The organism is Sodaliphilus pleomorphus (assembly GCF_009676955.1).
GTDB lineage: Bacteria > Bacteroidota > Bacteroidia > Bacteroidales > Muribaculaceae > Sodaliphilus > Sodaliphilus pleomorphus.
Map to the genome: position 1 here is coordinate 2219468 of NZ_CP045696.1, position 17522 is coordinate 2236989.

General features: G+C 58.3%; 8 protein-coding genes. 2 read left to right on the forward strand and 6 right to left on the reverse strand.

Translation table 11 applies throughout. The annotated features are described in order from the left end of the window. Nucleotides 1–5 precede the first annotated feature (5 nt). Both GF423_RS09075 and GF423_RS09080 read right to left on the reverse strand, forming a co-directional pair. Nucleotides 6–1955, reverse strand: coding sequence for a hypothetical protein (locus tag GF423_RS09075; RefSeq protein ID WP_154328052.1), 1950 nt, complete (start codon nt 1953–1955; stop codon nt 6–8). 156 nt (nt 1956–2111) lie between these two features. Next, entirely contained in the window at nt 2112–6896 is a 4785-nt protein-coding gene (locus GF423_RS09080) for a hypothetical protein (protein ID WP_154328053.1), read from the reverse strand. Nucleotides 6897–7290: 394 nt separating this feature from the next. Between GF423_RS09080 and GF423_RS09085 the strand changes: the two genes are divergently transcribed. Continuing rightward, nucleotides 7291–8238, forward strand: coding sequence for an IS30 family transposase (locus tag GF423_RS09085; protein WP_154326857.1), 948 nt, complete (start codon nt 7291–7293; stop codon nt 8236–8238). Between the two features lie 290 nt (nt 8239–8528). Here GF423_RS09085 and GF423_RS09090 read toward each other — a convergent pair whose 3' ends face one another. Further along, nucleotides 8529–9428, reverse strand: a complete 900-nt coding sequence (locus GF423_RS09090; RefSeq protein WP_154328054.1) for a hypothetical protein — start codon at nt 9426–9428, stop codon at nt 8529–8531. A 341-nt stretch (nt 9429–9769) separates the two neighbouring features. On the opposite strand from GF423_RS09090, the gene GF423_RS09095 reads away from it, so the two are divergent. Beyond that, on the forward strand, nt 9770–10975 hold the full coding sequence (locus GF423_RS09095; RefSeq protein ID WP_154328055.1) for a phosphodiester glycosidase family protein: 1206 nt from the start codon (nt 9770–9772) through the stop codon (nt 10973–10975). Between the two features lie 82 nt (nt 10976–11057). On the opposite strand, the gene GF423_RS09100 is transcribed toward GF423_RS09095, so the two are convergent. The 3 genes from GF423_RS09100 to GF423_RS09110 all read right to left on the reverse strand — a co-directional run bounded on the left by GF423_RS09100 (nt 11058) and on the right by GF423_RS09110 (nt 17456). After that, on the reverse strand, nt 11058–13463 hold the full coding sequence (locus tag GF423_RS09100; protein WP_206113205.1) for a phosphodiester glycosidase family protein: 2406 nt from the start codon (nt 13461–13463) through the stop codon (nt 11058–11060). A gap of 60 nt (nt 13464–13523) precedes the next feature. Then, nucleotides 13524–15932: a phosphodiester glycosidase family protein gene (locus GF423_RS09105; protein WP_206113207.1), complete on the reverse strand. Its 2409-nt coding sequence runs from the start codon at nt 15930–15932 to the stop codon at nt 13524–13526. A gap of 144 nt (nt 15933–16076) precedes the next feature. Further along, nucleotides 16077–17456, reverse strand: coding sequence for a dockerin type I repeat-containing protein (locus GF423_RS09110; protein ID WP_154328058.1), 1380 nt, complete (start codon nt 17454–17456; stop codon nt 16077–16079). Between the last annotated feature and the right edge of the window lie 66 nt (nt 17457–17522).

Consider the following 17522-nt stretch of genomic DNA (forward strand, 5'->3'; position numbering starts at 1 on the left):
GCGGACTATTTCACTACCTTGTCGACACGGGTGGAACCGTCGGTGTAGACGGTCTTCACGATGTTGATGCCCTCATAGGGCTCGGCGCTCGACTGTCCCTGCAGGTTGTAGTATATCACGCGCTCGACCGTGGCGGCCTCGTTCACACTGCCCACGGCGGTAACCACGTTGCCGTCGATCGACCCGATTTCCACGGGTTGTGTCAGGGGATACACAGTGTAGCCGCTGGCTGCCGGGGCGCTGAGCTTGCCGGCCTTGCTGCTGGCGGTGTTCACTTTCACTATGCCCTCAAAGCTGTAGATCGAGTTCTCCTTGAGCTTGCTCTGGTCGCCGCCATAGGCAAACTCGCCCGAGAGGCCAGCCTGGTTGACCTTGCCATCCACATGGGTGGGCGCCACCATCTTGCTGCCGTCCCACATGGCCCAGGTGATGCTTGCCACCTCGCAGGGCTTGGGCGTGACGAAGAAGAATTGTTCGTGTTTGCCCTGAGTGCCCGTTTGCGTGCCGCCGAAGCTGGCAGCGATGTAGGTGTTGGGTGTGTAGGTGCTCTCTTGGCCCACGGTGGGTGCCACGGTGAGCTTCACTGTGGGGTTCACCTTGTCGGTGAGCACACCCTCGACGCCGCTTATCACGTGGTTGATCACGTTGCTGTTCATCAGCTTGGTGGCTGTGGCCTCGTCGAGCGACAGGGCCACCCAGTTGCTCTGGTCGTAGGCACCGGTTTGCAGCTTGGCGCGATCCTTCATGTAGTCGACCTGGCCCTGCTGACTTGCGTCCTTGCTGGCATAGGCGTTGTTGTCCTTGCAGTAGAGCACATTGTCGTCGCCAAAGGCCACTGCGGTGAGTTCGCCATCGTTGATGTGATACAGCGTTTTGCTGTCGGCCTCCTTGGTCACCAAGCCCGCCAGCGAGGTCGTCACAGCCTCTTGCTTGGCAATGAGCACTACATCGCTTTTTGTGTCCATATAGGCCAGTTCGCCGTTGATGCACTTTTCATCGGGGTAGGCGCTGGCAAAGGTGTCGAAAAATCCCAGCTGGCCGTCTTTCACGCTCAGCACACGGTAGTTGGCATTGGCATTGCTTTTGGCAGTGCCAAAGGCATAGGCCGTACCGTTGGTGTAGCTGCCTGTTTCACCATCCTTGGCATTGACCACCGAAGTCTTGAAATAGGAATACTGGGTGCCGCTCACGAGGCTCGAAGTCACAGTCGACTCGGCGGTGTACTTGCCGCCTATGGCTTGTGGATAGAGGCGGTTGTCGCTGGCGTTGACCGACTTGCAGCGCAGTATCACGGGCGTGTTGGCCGGCACCACATTGTCGTGTGGCAGCTCGTTGAGCTTGCCGCCCACCACTGTGAAGGCGTCAACGCCTTGCGAGAGTTTGTAGGAGAACGAAGCGCGCAAGGTGGTGTAGTAGTAGCCGTCAAGAAAATCGGTAGACTTGGGCGACACACCAAAGTAGCAATCACCACCATTGCCTGTGTCGACAGGCTTGATGTACCATTTGCAATCATCGGCATCTCCAGTGGCAGCTTTGTCAAACCCTTTTCCAGCCTCGTCTTGAAAATAAACATCTTTTTTAAAAAACAAAAATCCTGCAGTAACCCAGGCATTGTACACAGCCTCATTTTTGTCTCCAGTGCCGTTTTGCTTGATGTTCACGCTGTAACCTGTGATGTCTTTCACACTTGTGCCTTGGGCCGAGAGATTGTAGCCACTTGAGATGTAAATGAGGGTTCCAGGCTCGGTGTGCTGCTCGCCGTCGTTTTCCAGCCGGATGGCATGGAAGTCTTGTGATAATGCTGATGCTGAGCCTTTGTCATGAATCAAATTGATATAGCGCTTGGTGGCTTTGTTCTGGACCATGTAGAAGTGGCCGGCGCCCTGCGAGAAATCGGCGTGGGCAAGGCCAAAACCCAGAATAGTCATCGCTGCGAGAAGTAAAGTTTTCTTCATTTGCTTTTTCTTGTTTTGTTTCAACAATTGTTGTTGTGTTGTGATTGAATTTTGAGAAAAAACAAAACGGGTGCAGGAGATGGCTCCTGGGTGAGCCCAGTGGGTTTTTCCTGCACCCGTGTTGTTGTCTTTAGGTTATAGAGTGGTGATGCTCTACTACTTGAGCACCTTGGTTGTGGTCTTGGTGCCGTCGGTGTAGGTGGTGACTACAATGTTGACGCCTGCTTGAGGCTCGCTGGTCTCGATGCCGGCTACGTTGTAGTAGCGCACACTCTTCACCGTCTTGGCCACGGTCACGTCGTCGACGTGGGTCACCACGGTGCTGCCGCCGCTGGTGAGCTCGAGGATATAGCCAGGAGCCACGTTGGCGTTGCTGTTGTCAAAGGTTACTTTAGCATCCCAGTTGGTGTTTTGAGCATTGCCGTCGAGATAGGCCTTGTTAGGCTCCATCTTGCTCACGGCGTCTTTCCAGAAGCCCAAGCCCTGCATGTTGAGATACTGATTGCCGGTGCCATCGCCCTGGAGGTCGTCGACACGCGTCTTCACGCTCAGCGGCAGGTAGGCGCCAGCTGCCTTGCTGGGCACTGCATCGCCAAAGAACGAGGCAGCGAGCAGGTTGTCGGCTGCGCTGGTGGTGGTGATCACCTTCTTGCGAGGAGCGCCGCTGCCACCCATTATCTTGCCAATGAGCATGCTGAGGAATTGCTGGTAGGCGTCGATCGACTGCACGTCGGCTCCGGCAGGCTCGTCGGCACTCGGGTTATTGTAGTCGATGCTTGCGGGTGTGCCCTGGGGCACAAGCTGGATGTTGCCCTTCTGGGTGCGCAGCACCACAGGAGTTTGCACGGGTATCACGTTGCCCTGCATGGCATTCTCGAGCTTCACGAGGTAGTACACCTGGGTCTTGCCGTTGCCTATATTGCGGGTCACGCGCTCGGTGCTCAGGGCCTTGTAGGCCTCGGTGGTGCCGTTGGCCGGGTCGGCCACTGCGGCGTCGAAGTCGTAGTAGCCCGTGGTGTAGTTCCAGCTATCGTCGACCGTGGCGCCGTCCAGCGTCGAGGAGCTGTAGTGCTGCTCGGGAGTGACGTCGAGGTAGGGGTAGTAGGCCGTAGTGCTGTAGCCCTCGGCCTTGGGGTCGAATGGCTCAAGCACCCACTTGGCAGCCTCGTTGCTGGCAGCCTCGCTGGCCTCCTGGAAGTCGAAGGTGGCATACTTGTCCTCTTGCGTGAGGCAATAGGTGGTGCCATATTTCACGTTCTTGAGGTTGTTGAGTATCAAGTTGTTGATGCGCTCGGGCAGCACGTTGGGGTGATTCTTCACCACGTCGCACACCTTGCTGGTCATGTAGTCCCACAGCTGGTCGGGGTTGTCGATGCGGTTTGCGCACTGGGCAGCGATCTCGAGCACGCGGTCCTTGATGCCGCCGTCGCCGCTCTTCATGCTGTTGATCTTGTTCACCAGTTGGGTCTTGGTCTTGCCCATGAGCTTGAGGGCCATGTTGGCCATGTCGCAGTACTCGGCCACATCGGGCACCTTGGCGCTCACCTCAAAGGCCTTGTTGCCTGTAGCGGTGAACACGGGAGTGGCGTAGTAGTTGACGTCGACGCTCTGCACCAGGGCCTTGATGGCGGGCTCCACGAGCGAGGCATACTTGCTGTAGTTGGGATTGTTTTCCACAATCTCCTTGAGCTTCTCGGTCACGATGGGCAGCACGAACTGGTTGGCCAGTGCCATGGTCGCGTTGATATAGGTGTTCACGTTCACACCTTGCGAGCGCAGGGCCTTGATGGGGAATTTCACGCCGTCGGCCGAGTCGCCCATGTCCACATAGATCACGGTGCCAGCCTGGCTCTTGGCCTGCTCTGCGGTGAGGTCGGGCTCGGCAGTGAAGTTGCCGGTCACGTTCACATAGGCCTTGCCGCTATCGGTGCCCTTGGCATTGCGAATGCGGAACCAGCCGGTCACGCCCTTGCCGGGGTTGGCCTTGGCCATGCCCCACCACAGGTGGGTGTCGCTCAGGTCGGCAGTGTTGCCGTCCTCGATGCCAAAGGTGTTGACGCCGGTGGCCGTGGTCACGTCGGCGCGCAGGTAGTAGGTGTGGCCCTCTTTGATCTTGTCGATGTTGTTGAGCACCATGCTCTTGAGCTTGCTGTCGGTGGCGTTGCCTGCCTTGTTGAGGTAGACCTTCACCTGGTCGATGAGCCACTGCCACACGCCGTCGTTGTTGGCAATGACGGTGCTGCCGGCCTCGCGGTTCACGTGCTCCACGATGATCGTCTTGATGTCGGCCGGAATGGCGGGGAAGGTGGCGTAGGCATAGAAGGCGCTGTCCTGGTTGGGCACGAGCCTTATCTTCATGTAGGCGTTGGTCTTGATGAAGTTCTCAAAGTAGTCGGTGGCCTTCTGCTTGTTTTCGTCGCTCGACGACTTGAGGTTGGCCAGCACTACCTGCTTGCCCAGCTCGATGGCGTGGGCGATATAGTTGTAGCACTCGATGTAGTTGCCGTTGTTGTCGGTGCCGGCCAGGCTGTTGAGCTTGTAGCCGCCGTCGGGCAGCTGGCTGTCGATGCCCACGTGCACAGGAGTGGCTTGGGCCTCGTCGACATCGGGGGCTGCATAGTACTTGCTCTTGACGTCGACCCACTTGCGGGTGGCCACGTTCTGAATCTTGTAGAAGCCGCTCTCGATGGCAGCGTCGGCCTTCACCTGGTCGAGACCCCACTCGATGCTCTTGTCGGTGCTATTGTAGTTGGCGGCGTCGACATAGCCGAAGCCGTCTTGTGCACCGTCGTTGTCGGCGCTCAGGTAGTAGGTGTGGCCTTGCTTGATGCTGTTGATGGCCTTGAGCACATAGGCCTTGACGTCGCTATCGGTCTGCGACGAGCCCAGGTACTGCTTCACATAGTCGACCAGGAAGTTCCAGGCGGCATCGGCGGTTTTCTCCTTGATGCTGCCGTGGTTGTACATGGCCTCGACCACCTCGTCGGGGATGACGGGGATGGTGGCCAGGGCATACACATAGTTGGCACCGGCCACGGGCTTGACGCGCATGTAGATGTTGTCGTGCATGAACTTGTCGAGGTAGTCTTGTGCCTTCTTCACGTTCTCGTCGCTGGCCTGGCGGGTGGTGTTGCCTTCACTGTCGGTGTAGTCGCCCTTGAGAATGGTGGCGATGGCAATCTTGCCCAGGCTCAGGGCCTTGTCGATGTAGCTGTAGCACTCCACGAGCTTGCCGGTGGCGGGGTCGGTGCCGGCCAGGCTGTTGAGCTTGTAGCTGCCGTCGGGCAGCTTGCCGGCAAAGCCCAGGTGCACGTCGCTGGCCTCGGCCTCGGTGGCATCGGGGCGAGCGTAGTACTTGCTGCGTATTTTTACATACTTGTTGTTGCCCACGTTGTGGATCTTGTAGGTGCCGCTGGCCAGGTTCTCGGGTTGCACCTCTTGTGCAATCACGCCCCACATGAGGCTCTTGCTCGTGAGGTCGGCCTCGGTGGCGTCGACATAGCCGAAGCCGTTCTCGGCACCGTTGTTGTCGGCGGTGAGATAGTAGGTGTGGCCTTGCTTAATCTTGTCGATGTTGTTGAGCACCACTTGCTTGAGCTTGCTGTCGGTGCTGGACTTGTCGAGATAGCGCTTCACATAGTCTACGCCAAACTGCCAGGCGGCCTCGGGGGTGGCCTCGGCAATGGCGCCGTGGGCCTTCATCTGGTCGGCCACTTCTTGCGGCACGGTGGGAATGGTGGCAAAGGCATACACGGCCTCGTCTTGCCCGGCCACGGGCTTGACGCTCATGTACACGTTCTCGTGCAGGTATTTCTCAAGATAGGCTTGTGCCTTGGCAATGTTGTCGGCACTGGCCTCGCGCACGCCCTCGTAGTCGCCGTTGAGCACGGCGGCGATGGCATACTTGCCCAGGGTGATGGCGCGGTCGATGTAGCTGTAGCAGTCTACATAGGTGTTGCCCTCTTTCTCGATGGCAGCGAGCTTGGTGAGCTTGACCGAGCCGTCGTCGCTGCGCTGGCCAAAGGCCAGGTCGATGTTGCTGGCGTCGGCCTCGAGGGCGTCGGGCTTGGCATAGTACTTCTTGAGCACCTCAACATAGCGCTCGTTGCCCAGGTTGCGCACCTGGTAGGTACCGTCTTGCAGTGCGTTGGCACTCACCTTGGCGATGAGCTTCCACTGGAAGTAGTCGTCGGCCTTACCCGAGCCGGCGATGGGTGCAAAGTGGGCATCGGCCTCAACGTAGTCAAACGACGGGTAGCCGTCGGCGCCCAGCAGGTAGGTCTTGCCCAGGGCCACCTTGCGCAGGTTGCGCAGCACCTTGGCCTTGAGGTCGGCATCGGTCTGGCTCTTGCCCAGGTACTGCTCCACGAGCGAGCACAGGTAGGCATAGGCGGCCGTCTGCGTGGGTTCGGCAATTTTGCCTTTCTTCACCATCCAGTCGAGCACCTCGTCGGGCAGGTTGGGAATGGTGGCCACGGCACGGTAGGTGCTGGCCTTGCCAGCCACGGGGTAGAGGCGCATGTGGGCGTTGTCGGTGATAAACTTGTCCATGGCCTGCTCGGCCTTGGCCTTGTTTTCATCGCTCGACGAGGCAATCTCTTGCCTGAGCACAGCGTTGCCAATGTGGATGGCTCTGGTCACGTAGTCGTAGACTTCAACACTCTGGGTCTGCCCGTCGGCAGTGGTGTAGGTCGAAGCCAGCGAGTTCATCTTGTAGGTGCCGTCGTCGAGCACGCCAGCCACACCCACGGTGATCTTGCTGGCTTCGGCTTGGGCGCTCTCGTTGGGCTCGGCGGCATACTTGCCGGTCACCTTCACATAGAGCTTGGACCCTACATTCTGAATGCGATAGACGCCCGTCTGGGGCGACTGCGCATGGGCGCCAAGCCCGCACATAGCGAGCAGCAGCGTCACAATCATGTAGCTTAGAATCCTTTTCATTGTTTAAGTTTTTTTTTAGAGTAGAATTTATTTATGCTTTGATTATGTTTTGTGCGTGAGTAGATGTGTCGATTTTTTCCTATCGTTGCGGTTGTTGTCAATCGGGCATCAGCACAGAAGACGGCTCGCGATGCGGGCAGGGTGGCTTCATGCTGGCAATGTGAATAGGAGCTATGTGTGAGGCTATATTCATGTGCTGATGTTCTTTATTCTGCTAATTCCAATTAGAAGTGCAAAACTCTGCGGTGCATTAAAACATGAAAAACACCGCGGAGGTTTGCCTTGCGGCTGGGGGCGCGAAGCCCCCAAAGAGCATTGGCGGATAACTTAAGCAATACAAAAAAAGAGGAGATCTTTCGTTCCCCTCCCTAAGATTAATTAATTTTGTATTGTGATGTATAAACAATTAACCTCGGAGCAAAGATACACAATAAGTGTGCTACTCCAAACGAAATTCTCACTTAGTTTCATAGCCGAGACTATTGGTGTGTCAGTAAGCACGGTTTCTCGTGAGCGAAGGCGTAATTCTAATGCTAAAGGCGTTTATGACGCACGTACGGCCGTATTGAAAGTCAAACGACGCAAGGCCAGGACACCTGGCAATCGCCGTATCGCTCCCTATGTACGCAGCCGTGTTTTTGAACTTATCCGTAAGGAGCAGTGGTCGCCGGAGGAAGTCGCCGGATGGCTTGGCAAGAAAGAGGGCATCACGGTGTCCAAGTCAACCATATACAACTGGATAGCGGCCCTTTCCCCACATTACGGGGACAACATCCGAAAGCACCTCAGGCATGGAGGCAGACCAAGGCAAAAGTCCTTGCTTACCACCAAGGCGCATATTCCCAACCGCCTCTCCATTGACGAAAGACCGGAAACGGACTATGGACAGACCATAGGAGACTGGGAGATGGACACCATCGTAGGAAAGGAAGGCAAAGGTGCCATCGTTACTCTGGTTGAGAGGAGGAGCTGCTTTATGCTCATGGAGAAACTCGATACGGGAAAGCAGGCCGTTCCACTGGCATATGCCGTGGTGAGACTCATACGGGAGAGCGGGTTGCCTGTAAGGTCGATAACGACAGACAACGGGCCGGAGTTTGCCGCACACGAAATCATTGCGAGGGAACTTAACACGAAAGTTTACTTCGCACATCCGTACTGCTCGTGGGAGAAGGGAGCTATCGAGAACATGAACGGGCTCATCAGGCAATATATTCCGAAGAAGACGGACTTTAGGGGAATTTCAAGGCTATATGTCAAGAGCATCATCGAAAAATTAAACAACAGGCCAAGAAAGAAAAACGGATTTCGAAAGCCCAAAGACATGATTAAAGAAAAATAGCGTAACTTTGCACTTGCTTCTGGAATCCGCCATTCTGCTTATTTTGTGCAAAAATACATAAAATGTCAAGATTAATTCACCTTTAAAGTGGTTAAAGTTGTTTTACGTTGTTAACGTGTGTTAATATTATGGCATTTTGATCATCAAACTACCGAAAGTCATGAAGCCCTGTGGCGCCCCGCGTTGCTTGTGAGCCGCGGGGGGAAAAACAGCCCTGCAATCTCGTGCGACTGCAGGGCTGCTGTGGTTAAGGCTGCACGGGGTGTGCCATGCGCGCCTTGTGTGGATTGCTACTTGATGATCTTGGCAACATGGGTGGAGCCGTCGGTGTAGACGGTCTTCACGATGTTGACGCCCTCAAAGGGCTCGGCGCTCGTCTGGCCCTGCAGGTTGCAGTAGGTGATGTGTTTCACGGCCTTGGCAGCGTTCACGTTGTCGACAGCGGTCACCACGCGGTCGACGGTGACCTTGATGTTGTCGAGCACCACGCGGCACACCTTGTCATTGGTTCCGTGAGGAGCGTTAGGGTCGATTTCGGGGTCGGTCTTCTTGGGCAGGGTCTTGTACTCCGAGGCCACAAAGGCGATTTGGGTCTTGGCCGTAGCACCCTTGATCTTGAGCGTCACCTTGGTGTTGGCATTGCTCCAAGCCTCCATGGTGTCGAGCGGGTTGATGAAGGCATCGGTGGGAATCTCGATTTGAGCGCCCTTGTAGTAGGTGGCGTTGCCGTCGGCGTCGGCATAGAGGATCTTGTCTTGCATCTTGGTGGCACCGCTGGTGATCTCGCCGTCGCCCAGCACGACCACATAGTAGGCCTGGTAGTCGTGCACGCCGCCGCTCTTGTAGGTGCCGCTCTCGTCAAACTTGATGTTGCTCGTGTAGCCTATGCCCTGATAGTTGAGCTCCAGGTCGGCCGTGTCGTTGCCCAGTGCAGTGAGGGCCGGCGAGAGCAGGTCGCCGCCGAATTTGGTCTTGCTGATGCGCACAAAGCCGCGGCACGAGTACAGGTAGCTGCTGCGCGACGACCAGCCGTTGAGCAAGGGCAGGTATTCGCTCTTCGACAGGTCGGTAAAGTTGGGCTGATAGCTCACACCATTGGCATCGGCGCCAGTCCAGGGGTTCAACGAAAACACGTTTTTGCCGTTGGCGTCGACAGCATTGTAGAGCTTGTCCCAATTCTCGCTGAGCACAACGTCGCCAGCGTTGATGGCGCTGGCCGTTCCAGCAAACCCAGTAATGCTACTAAAGAGAGTAAAAATTTTTTCATAATCATTCGTTTTTAAATTAAACTAATTGATAATTTTTGTTTTCCCGAAGATTTGGTTTTTAAATACGCTTACAAATTTAGTAAATAAATGTAAAAGATGGTAGTGAAAATTGTGTAAATTTTTATGGCTTTGCCAGTTGCTCCCTCTTTTTCGGCCATGGTGCTCTTGCCAGGCCGCGGCGTTGAGGCTAAATATGGGCAAAGTGGTGGTATTGCGAGATTAAATTGCTAACTTTGATACGATATTTTAAACATAAATAGAACATGGTGAAAAAGTACAAGTTTATCGCCGTGTGGCTGCTTGGCCTGCTGGCCGTGGCCACGGCGACTGCCCGGCCCAAGGCCAGGCAATGGACGATCGACGGCCGCAACTGTGATGTGGAGCGGGTGGCCGGGCCACGTCGCGTGGCCCGCGGGGTGACCTGCGACAAGTATGTGCTGCCCGCGATGCCCCTGCAGGTGAGTGTGCTCACCATCGACCTCAAAACCCCAGGCCTGAGCCTGGAGACCTGCCTGGGGGCCGACCAAATTGTGGGCCGCGAGACGCCCACCTCGATGGCGCAGCGCAAGAGCAAACCCGGGCACAGGGTGGTGGCGGCTGTGAACGGCGACTTCTTCATGACCAAGCCCAAGGAGCTCAAGGGCATGCCGCGCAGCGGCCAGGTGTGCCGCGACGAGCTGGTAGAGAACCCCGTGGGGCGGGCCTGCCTGGTTATCGACGACAACAACCGCCCCTACATCGACCGCGTCGACTGGGCGGGCACCATTGCCTGCGGCGACAGCACCTTCCGCCTGCACACGGTGAACATGATAGGGCTTGAGAAGGAGAATACTGGCGGCAACCAGACGTTTCTCTTCACTGGCAGCTACGGCCCTGTGACCTACGATTGCTCTGGTGGAGTGAAGGTGCAGATTGGCGCTGTCAACGGCAGCTTCAACTGGATGCCCACCTGCTCGCAACAGTGCGTGGTCGATACCGTGTACAACGGCGACGGCACCACACCCATACCGGCGGGCAAGGCCATCCTGTGGCTGCAGGGCAGCGACACGACCCATGCCCGCATGCTGGCCAAGGGCACAACGTTCACCCTCAACTTCAAGACCACGCTGCGTTCTTGTCCCGAGCAGCTGGTGGCCATCAAGGAACTCGTGGGCGGCAGCGACCACATCATCATGCGCAACGGGGCCTTTGTCGACGACTGGGCGGCACGGCACCCGCGCACCTGCGCCGGCTACAATGTCAAGGGCGACCGCCTCTTTCTCGTTGTGATCGACGGCCGCAGCAAGGCCTCGTGCGGTGTCACGCTCAAGGAAGCCTATGGGGTGCTCAAGGCTCTGGGGGTCTACAATGCTGTCAACCTCGACGGCGGCGGCTCGAGCTGCATGGTGGTAGGCGGTCAGGTGGTGAACACACCCAGCGATGGCAATGTGCGGGCCGTGGGCAACGGCCTGCTGGTCGTGGAAAATTGAAAAATGCGGGCCGCAATCACGATGCGGTCCGCATTTTTCAATTGCAGGGGGCGGGCACGGTTGTGGCCGCCCCTGCACGATGCTACTCGGTGCCCAGGATAATGGCAATGAGGGCGGTCACGTCGGTCACGTTCACCCGGCCGTCGGCATTGAGGTCGGCGGCGGCGGCTGCCGGTGCGGTGTTGCCCAGTATCATGTTGATGAGGGTGGTCACGTCGGTCATGTTCACCCGGCCGTCGGCGTTGAGGTCGCCCTTGGCTGCCGGTGCGGCGGGCACGGCGCTGTACACGGTCTCAAAGCCGAGAAACTCGATGGTGTACTGCTTGCCGGTGGTTGAGGCGTTCATGTTGAGCTGGATGCTGTTGAGCGTGACGGGGAAGTTGGCCATGTTGGTGGCATCGGTCCAGGCGCTGGTGGGCACGTCGAGCACCATCTCCTTGCCGGCGGTGACGCTGTCGGGCGTGACGGTGTGGTAGGCCACGTTCTGGCCGTTGGCCCGCAGGCCGAACACCACGTTCTTGAACGAGGCCTCGCCCGGGTTGATGCGCAGGCGCACGGTGTCGGGCAGGCTCCACAGGCGCAGGGCCTTGGTGAGCACAATCTTGGGGGCGCGGCTGCTGGCGCCGGTGTAGCTGTAGGTGATGCCGTCGCCGTTGGCCTGCTGGGTGGCGTTCTTGCCGCCGCTCTGCGTGAACTTCCAGGTGGTGACGTCGGGGTTGGGGTCGATAGCCATGACGTGGGCCAGGGGCTTCTCGACGATGACCTTGAGCGAGTCGACCACGTCGCCCACTTTGCCTATGACCCAGGCGGTGCCGTCGGCCACGCCCTGGAGCACACCCGTGTCGTGCCCCACAGTGACCACGCGCTCGTCGCTGCTCGTCCACGACAGGGCGGCAGGGTCGATAGCCATAGTCTTGTCGAGCACAGTGCTTTGCAGCTCAACCTTGTAGGGGTGATAGGTGTCGTTGATGACACTGTCGTTGACAATGTGTATGCCGTCGCTCGACGGTATGACGTTGACCGTCAGTGTGGCGGTGTGCCCTTTGTAGGAGGCTGTGAGCAGACCGCTGCCCGCGCCTTGGGCAAAGAAGGTGTTGCCGTCCTTGATCACGCCCAGGGTCTCGGGGCACGAGATGGTGACGCCCTTGAGATCGGTGTCGACGAGCATGCCATACTGGTTGTAGCCCATAAACTTGGGCGTGTAGGTGCCATATTTAGGAATGTTGAGCGCCCAGTCGACAAAGCGTATCTGGCTCACGACCGAGTCGTCGGGGGCGCTGCTCACGGCAAAGATGCCGTTGGCGTCGGCACGCTCGCGGCCGTCGCTGGGCACGTTGCGCACGCCCAGGGCGCTCGAGTAGAGGCACGATGACCCGCCGCCGTCGACATTGAGGGCGTTGTAGGCACCGGCATAGAGCATGAGGGCACCCAGCCCGGCGGTGGTGATGCCGTCGCTTATCATCGAGCGTCCGTCGACCACCATGAAGATGGCCGTCTTGCCGTCCTGGCTATATCCCAGCACCGTGCGCGGGTGTACCGCCCCGTCGCCGTTGTTGTAGATCTTGCCGTCGCGCAGCACCCAGGGCTGGCCCGATATGACCTGTTGCGGGTCGATCTTGAGCCCGTTGAGGCTGGCCGTCATGTTCATCGTGAGGGTGTCGCCCTGGTGCAACGACGAGATGAAGGTTGCCCCGGCGCCCAGGCCAGTGAGCACGAGGCCCTGGCTGGGCACGTCCATGTCGCCGGCAGTGCTTGGACTGTTGACCACCACAAGGCGGCAATCCTTGCCCCAGCCAAAGGAGCTGTCGCCGTCAACGTATTTCACTTGCACCTCGGCACAGCCACTGCCCGTGTTGGTGCCTGCAAAATAGGTGGGATTGTAGAGCGTGACTGCATCGTTCACGGCATCGCGGTTGACACCGCTTATTGCAATCTTGCTTCCCATGGAGCTGGTGAGCGTGCCGCCAAACTGCACGTTGCCTATCGAGGGCTGCTGCTGGCTGTCGAGGGTGTACTGGTACTCACCGTCGTTGCTCTGAGCCCGGTATATGGTGCCCTCGGCAATGCACGACGAGATGGGGGCGCCCACCCACGACTCGCCACGCTTGGTGGTGCCGCTGGTATGCCAGAAGTCGCCGTTCACGCCTATGTAGTAGCGGGCGCCAGGAGCGTCTTTGCGCTGGGCCATTTGCGACACGGTCTCGCTGCCGGCAAACTTGTCCTTGGCGCTCACGGCCTTGATCGACACATAGGGGTTGGTGAGGTCGATGTTGGTGTAGAACACGCGCAGTTGCTTGGTGCCGCTGGTGAGCATGAGCGAGGTCTGGGTGGTGCCAGGACCCACATAGGAGTAAAACAGCGTGTCGACGCTATAGACGGTGCCCAAGACATCGACCGTGCCTGTGGCACCTGCTGCAAGCACAAGACCACAAGCTGCGACACAGGTGCTTATGAGTCGTTTCAGTTTCATGTTGGTGTTGAGTTTCATTGTTTTTAGCATGTTTTTATTACAAGGGGCGGGCACAGTTGTGGCCGCCCCTGCAAGATGCTACTCGGTGCCCAGGATGATGGCAATGAGGGCGGTCACGTCGGTCACGTTCAGCCGGCTGTCGGCATTGAGGTCGGCGGCGGCTACCGGTGCGGTGTTGCCCAGTATCATGTTGATGAGGGTGGTCACGTCGGTCATGTTCACCTGGCCGTCGGCGTTGAGGTCGCCCTTGGCTGCCGGTGCGGCGGGCACGGCGCTGTACACGGTCTCAAAGCCGAGAAACTCGATGGTGTACTGCTTACCGGTGGTTGAGGCGTTCATGTTGAGCTGGATGCTGTTGAGCGTGACGGGGAAGTTGGCCATGTTGGCGGCATCGGTCCAGGCGCTGGTGGGCACGTCGAGCACCATCTCCTTGCCGGCGGTGACGCTGTCGGGCGTGACGGTGTGGTAGGCCACGTTCTGGCCGTTGGCCCGCAGGCCGAACACCACGTTCTTGAACGAGGCCTCGCCCGGGTTGATGCGCAGGCGCACGGTGTCGGGCAGGCTCCACAGGCGCAGGGCCTTGGTGAGCACGATCTTGGGCGCGCGGCTGCTGGCGCCGGTGTAGCTGTAGGTGATGCCGTCGCCGTTGGCCTGCTGGGTGGCGTTCTTGCCGCCGCTCTGCGTGAACTTCCAGGTGGTGACGTCGGGGTTGGGGTCGATAGCCATGACGTGGGCCAGGGGCTTCTCGACGATGACCTTGAGCGAGTCGACCACGTCGCCCACCTTGCCTATGACCCAGGCAGTGCCGTCGGCTACGCCCTGGAGCACACCCGTGTCGTGCCCCACAGTGACCACGCGCTCGTCGCTGCTCGTCCACGACAGGGCGGCAGGGTTGATGGCCATGGTATGGTTGCCCACTGTGCTCTGCACCTCGACGGTGTAGGGGTGATAGGTGTCGTTGACGACGCTGTCGAGGGCGATTGAGATGCCGTCGATGTTGCCCGTGATGGCGATGGGCATGGTGCAGGTCACATCGCCATAGTGGGCCACAAGGTTGCCCGAGGTGGCGCTGCCGTTGGCATAGAACGTGGTGTCGCCCAAGATGGTGCCCAGCTTAGGGTCGCAACTCAGGGTCACGCCCTTGAGGTCGCGGTCGATGAGCATGCCGTACTTGTTGTAGCCGTAGAACTTGGGAGCGTAGATGCCATAGTGCGGTGCCTGCAGGCTGAAGTCGATGTAGCGTATCTGGCTCACGACCGAGTCGTCGGGGGCACTGCTCACGCAGTAGAAGCCATTGCCGTCGGCACGCTCGGTGCCGTCGCTGGGCACGTTGCGAATGCCCAGGGTACTCGTGTAGAGGATTGCCGAGCCACCGCCGTCCTCGTTCACTGCGTCGGTCACGCCGGCATAGCGCATGATGTCGGCCAGGGCCGTGGTGCGCACACCGCTCGAGATGGTCGAACGGCCGTCGACGACAAAGAAGTACACCTTCTTGCCGCCGTCGCTGTAGCCCACGGCTGCACGCGGCTGCTGGGTGTTGGCGTCGCCACGGTCGGCCTCAGAGTTGAGTGTGACGCCGTCGGCCAGAATCTTGGGGTTGCCCGAAATCACGTTGTAGGGGGTTACGGCCATGCCGTTGAAAGTCCAGCTGGGATTCACGGTCACGGTATCGCCCGTGTGAAGGCTGCCGATGAGCGAGGCCGAGGTGCCGTCGCCGTGTATCACATAGGCGCCGTCGGGTATCTTCATGTCGCCGGCCGAGCTGGGCTCGCAGGTCACCACCATCTTGAAGGCGCCAGCGGTCTTGAAGGTGTCGATAGCCACTGCGGTCACCTCGTTGCAAGTGCCTTTGGCGTTGGTCGAGCCCCAGTAGCGGTCGTTGTAGATGACTACCATGTTGGCGTTGCCGGCAGCTCCCTCGTTGGCATAGGTGTTGATGCCGCCCAGCTGGGCTGTGGTGCCGTCGGGGCCGGTAATGGTGCCGCCGAAGTGGAAGGGGTTGATGTAGATTTGTCCCTGCGGGTCGACGATGACCTGCTTATAATTGGTGGCGTTGTTACGGGCGCGGTATACCACGCCGTCGACCACGGTCGAGCCCACGGGTGAGCCCACCTTGGAGCTGCCGTTGCTGGCAGTGCCGCTGGTCATGAAAAAGTCGGCGTTGACGCCCACAAAGTAGCGGCGTCCTGGTTGCGACTTGCGCTGAGCCATGGCCGAGATGCGCTCGTTGCCAGCCAGCATGTCGGTGGCAACAACGCCGTGCAGCGACAGGTAGGGGTTGGTCATGTCCATTGTGGCATAGAACACCCGCAGCTGGTTGCCGGCTGCACTGGTGAATTTCAATGATGTCTGTGTGGTGCCGGGGCCCACCTGGTTGTAGAACAGGGTATCGACCTTGTAGTCGGTGCCTATCACGTTCCAGGTCGACGAGGCCGTGGCGCTCGTGGCAGCGATTGCTGCCAGTAGAAGTGTAGAGATGATTTTCATTGTAGGATGTGTTGTTGAAGTCATGTTATGGTTGCACACGCCATAAAAGATTTCAGAGCACTCCGAAGTCTCGGAGGACTCAGGTGCTCTGAAATGGTGTGTCAAGTGTAGATAAAATGATGCTTAAAAGAGCGGGGCTGTGTGCTACTTGTTGCCCAGGATCATGTTGACCAGGGTAGTCACGTCGGTCACGTTGACGGTGCCGTCGCCGTTGATGTCGCACACGCTATCGCTATAGCTGCCGCTGCCCAGGATCTTGTTGACCAGAGCAGTCACGTCGGTCACGTTGATGGTGCCGTCGCCGTTGATGTCACCCTTGGTGGTGGTGCCGCCGCCCACACCCTTGCCAATCTTGTAGATGGCCAGGCCGTTGTAGTTTTTGTAGGTGAGCAGTGTCACGCAGGGCTCGCCACCCTCGGTGCCATATTGCACAGCGATCGAGTGGATGCGGGTGCCGCCGTCCGACGTCTTGCCGAGCGAGTCGGCAGGCAGTTGCCAGTATTTCTTCATGCCAGAGAGCGACATGCCCTCGCCCAGCTCCACCACGTTCACCTGGCAGCCGTGGCCGTCGCCCGAGTATTGAGCCTTGGAGTAGACCATGAAGTTGCGGCCGTCGAGCGTGAACTCGTTCACGCCGTTGGTGCCGTTTTCGGGCCACAGCGAGGCGTCGACTTTCTCAAAGTCGTCGATCTTGCTGCCCGTCATGTCGTAGATGGCAGGCGTGGAATTGAAACCGTCGATGTAGAAGAGCTCGCCGTTGTACTTGGTGTCTTCGTCCTCGCCCAGAATTTGCTTGATCATGGGAGCGTAACCCCATTGTGCAGCAGTAGCGGGGAAGAACTCGGTGATGTCCATGTAGGTATCGCCCTCAAAGCCGCCTTCCCAGGTGTTGCTGCCCTTGGCGCAGGTCCAAGAGTAGATGGTGGTGACTTGCGAGCCAGGAGCCTTGATGTTGCAAGGAGCGTTGACACGGGTGATGTCGCCTATCACGTCGAAGTAGTCGATGCGCGAAACCACGTCGCCCAGCGGCAGTGTGGCTACCAGCGTGAGGGCGCCGGTGTTGGGGTCGCACGAGTACAGATGTGCCTCGGTGGCAGTTGCAGCACCGCTGCAGTAGGGCATGACCCACATGTGGCCAAAGTTGTCGAAACCGATGCTGTTGGCCGAGAGCAGACCGCCATAGGGCTTGCCGTCGAGCGTGAGGGGCAGGCTCGAGAGCAGGTTGCCGGTCTTGGCATCGAGACGGTAAATCACACTTTGCGGGATGGTGTCGGTGCCTATGATGACCGATTGTGCATCGGAACGCGACACATACACAACGTCGTTGTACAGCGTGGCTGTGCGCGCATAGGTGTTGACAAATGGCATGCTGGCGTAGGTCTCGGGGTTGTGAACGCGGTCGATTGTCCACACATTCACAGCCTTGATGCCGTTGACGGGCTCATAGGTCTGATTGTCGGTCGTGGCAAACGCGCTTGCGCACGTGAGCAGACCCAGAGCTGATAAAAGTAATAAATGCTTCATTTTAAATTTTGTTAAGTTATAATTAGTCGTATGTTAATGTATAGCCTATATTTCTCAACAAAGAAA

Coding starts and splice junctions, on each gene's coding strand:
- GF423_RS09075 (WP_154328052.1), bottom strand. CDS start 1,955: ATGAAGAAAACTTTACTTCTCGCAGCGATGACTATTCTGGGTTTTGGC.
- GF423_RS09080 (WP_154328053.1), bottom strand. CDS start 6,896: ATGAAAAGGATTCTAAGCTACATGATTGTGACGCTGCTGCTCGCTATG.
- GF423_RS09085 (WP_154326857.1), top strand. CDS start 7,291: ATGTATAAACAATTAACCTCGGAGCAAAGATACACAATAAGTGTGCTA.
- GF423_RS09095 (WP_154328055.1), top strand. CDS start 9,770: ATGGTGAAAAAGTACAAGTTTATCGCCGTGTGGCTGCTTGGCCTGCTG.
- GF423_RS09100 (WP_206113205.1), bottom strand. CDS start 13,463: ATGAAACTCAACACCAACATGAAACTGAAACGACTCATAAGCACCTGT.
- GF423_RS09105 (WP_206113207.1), bottom strand. CDS start 15,932: ATGAAAATCATCTCTACACTTCTACTGGCAGCAATCGCTGCCACGAGC.
- GF423_RS09110 (WP_154328058.1), bottom strand. CDS start 17,456: ATGAAGCATTTATTACTTTTATCAGCTCTGGGTCTGCTCACGTGCGCA.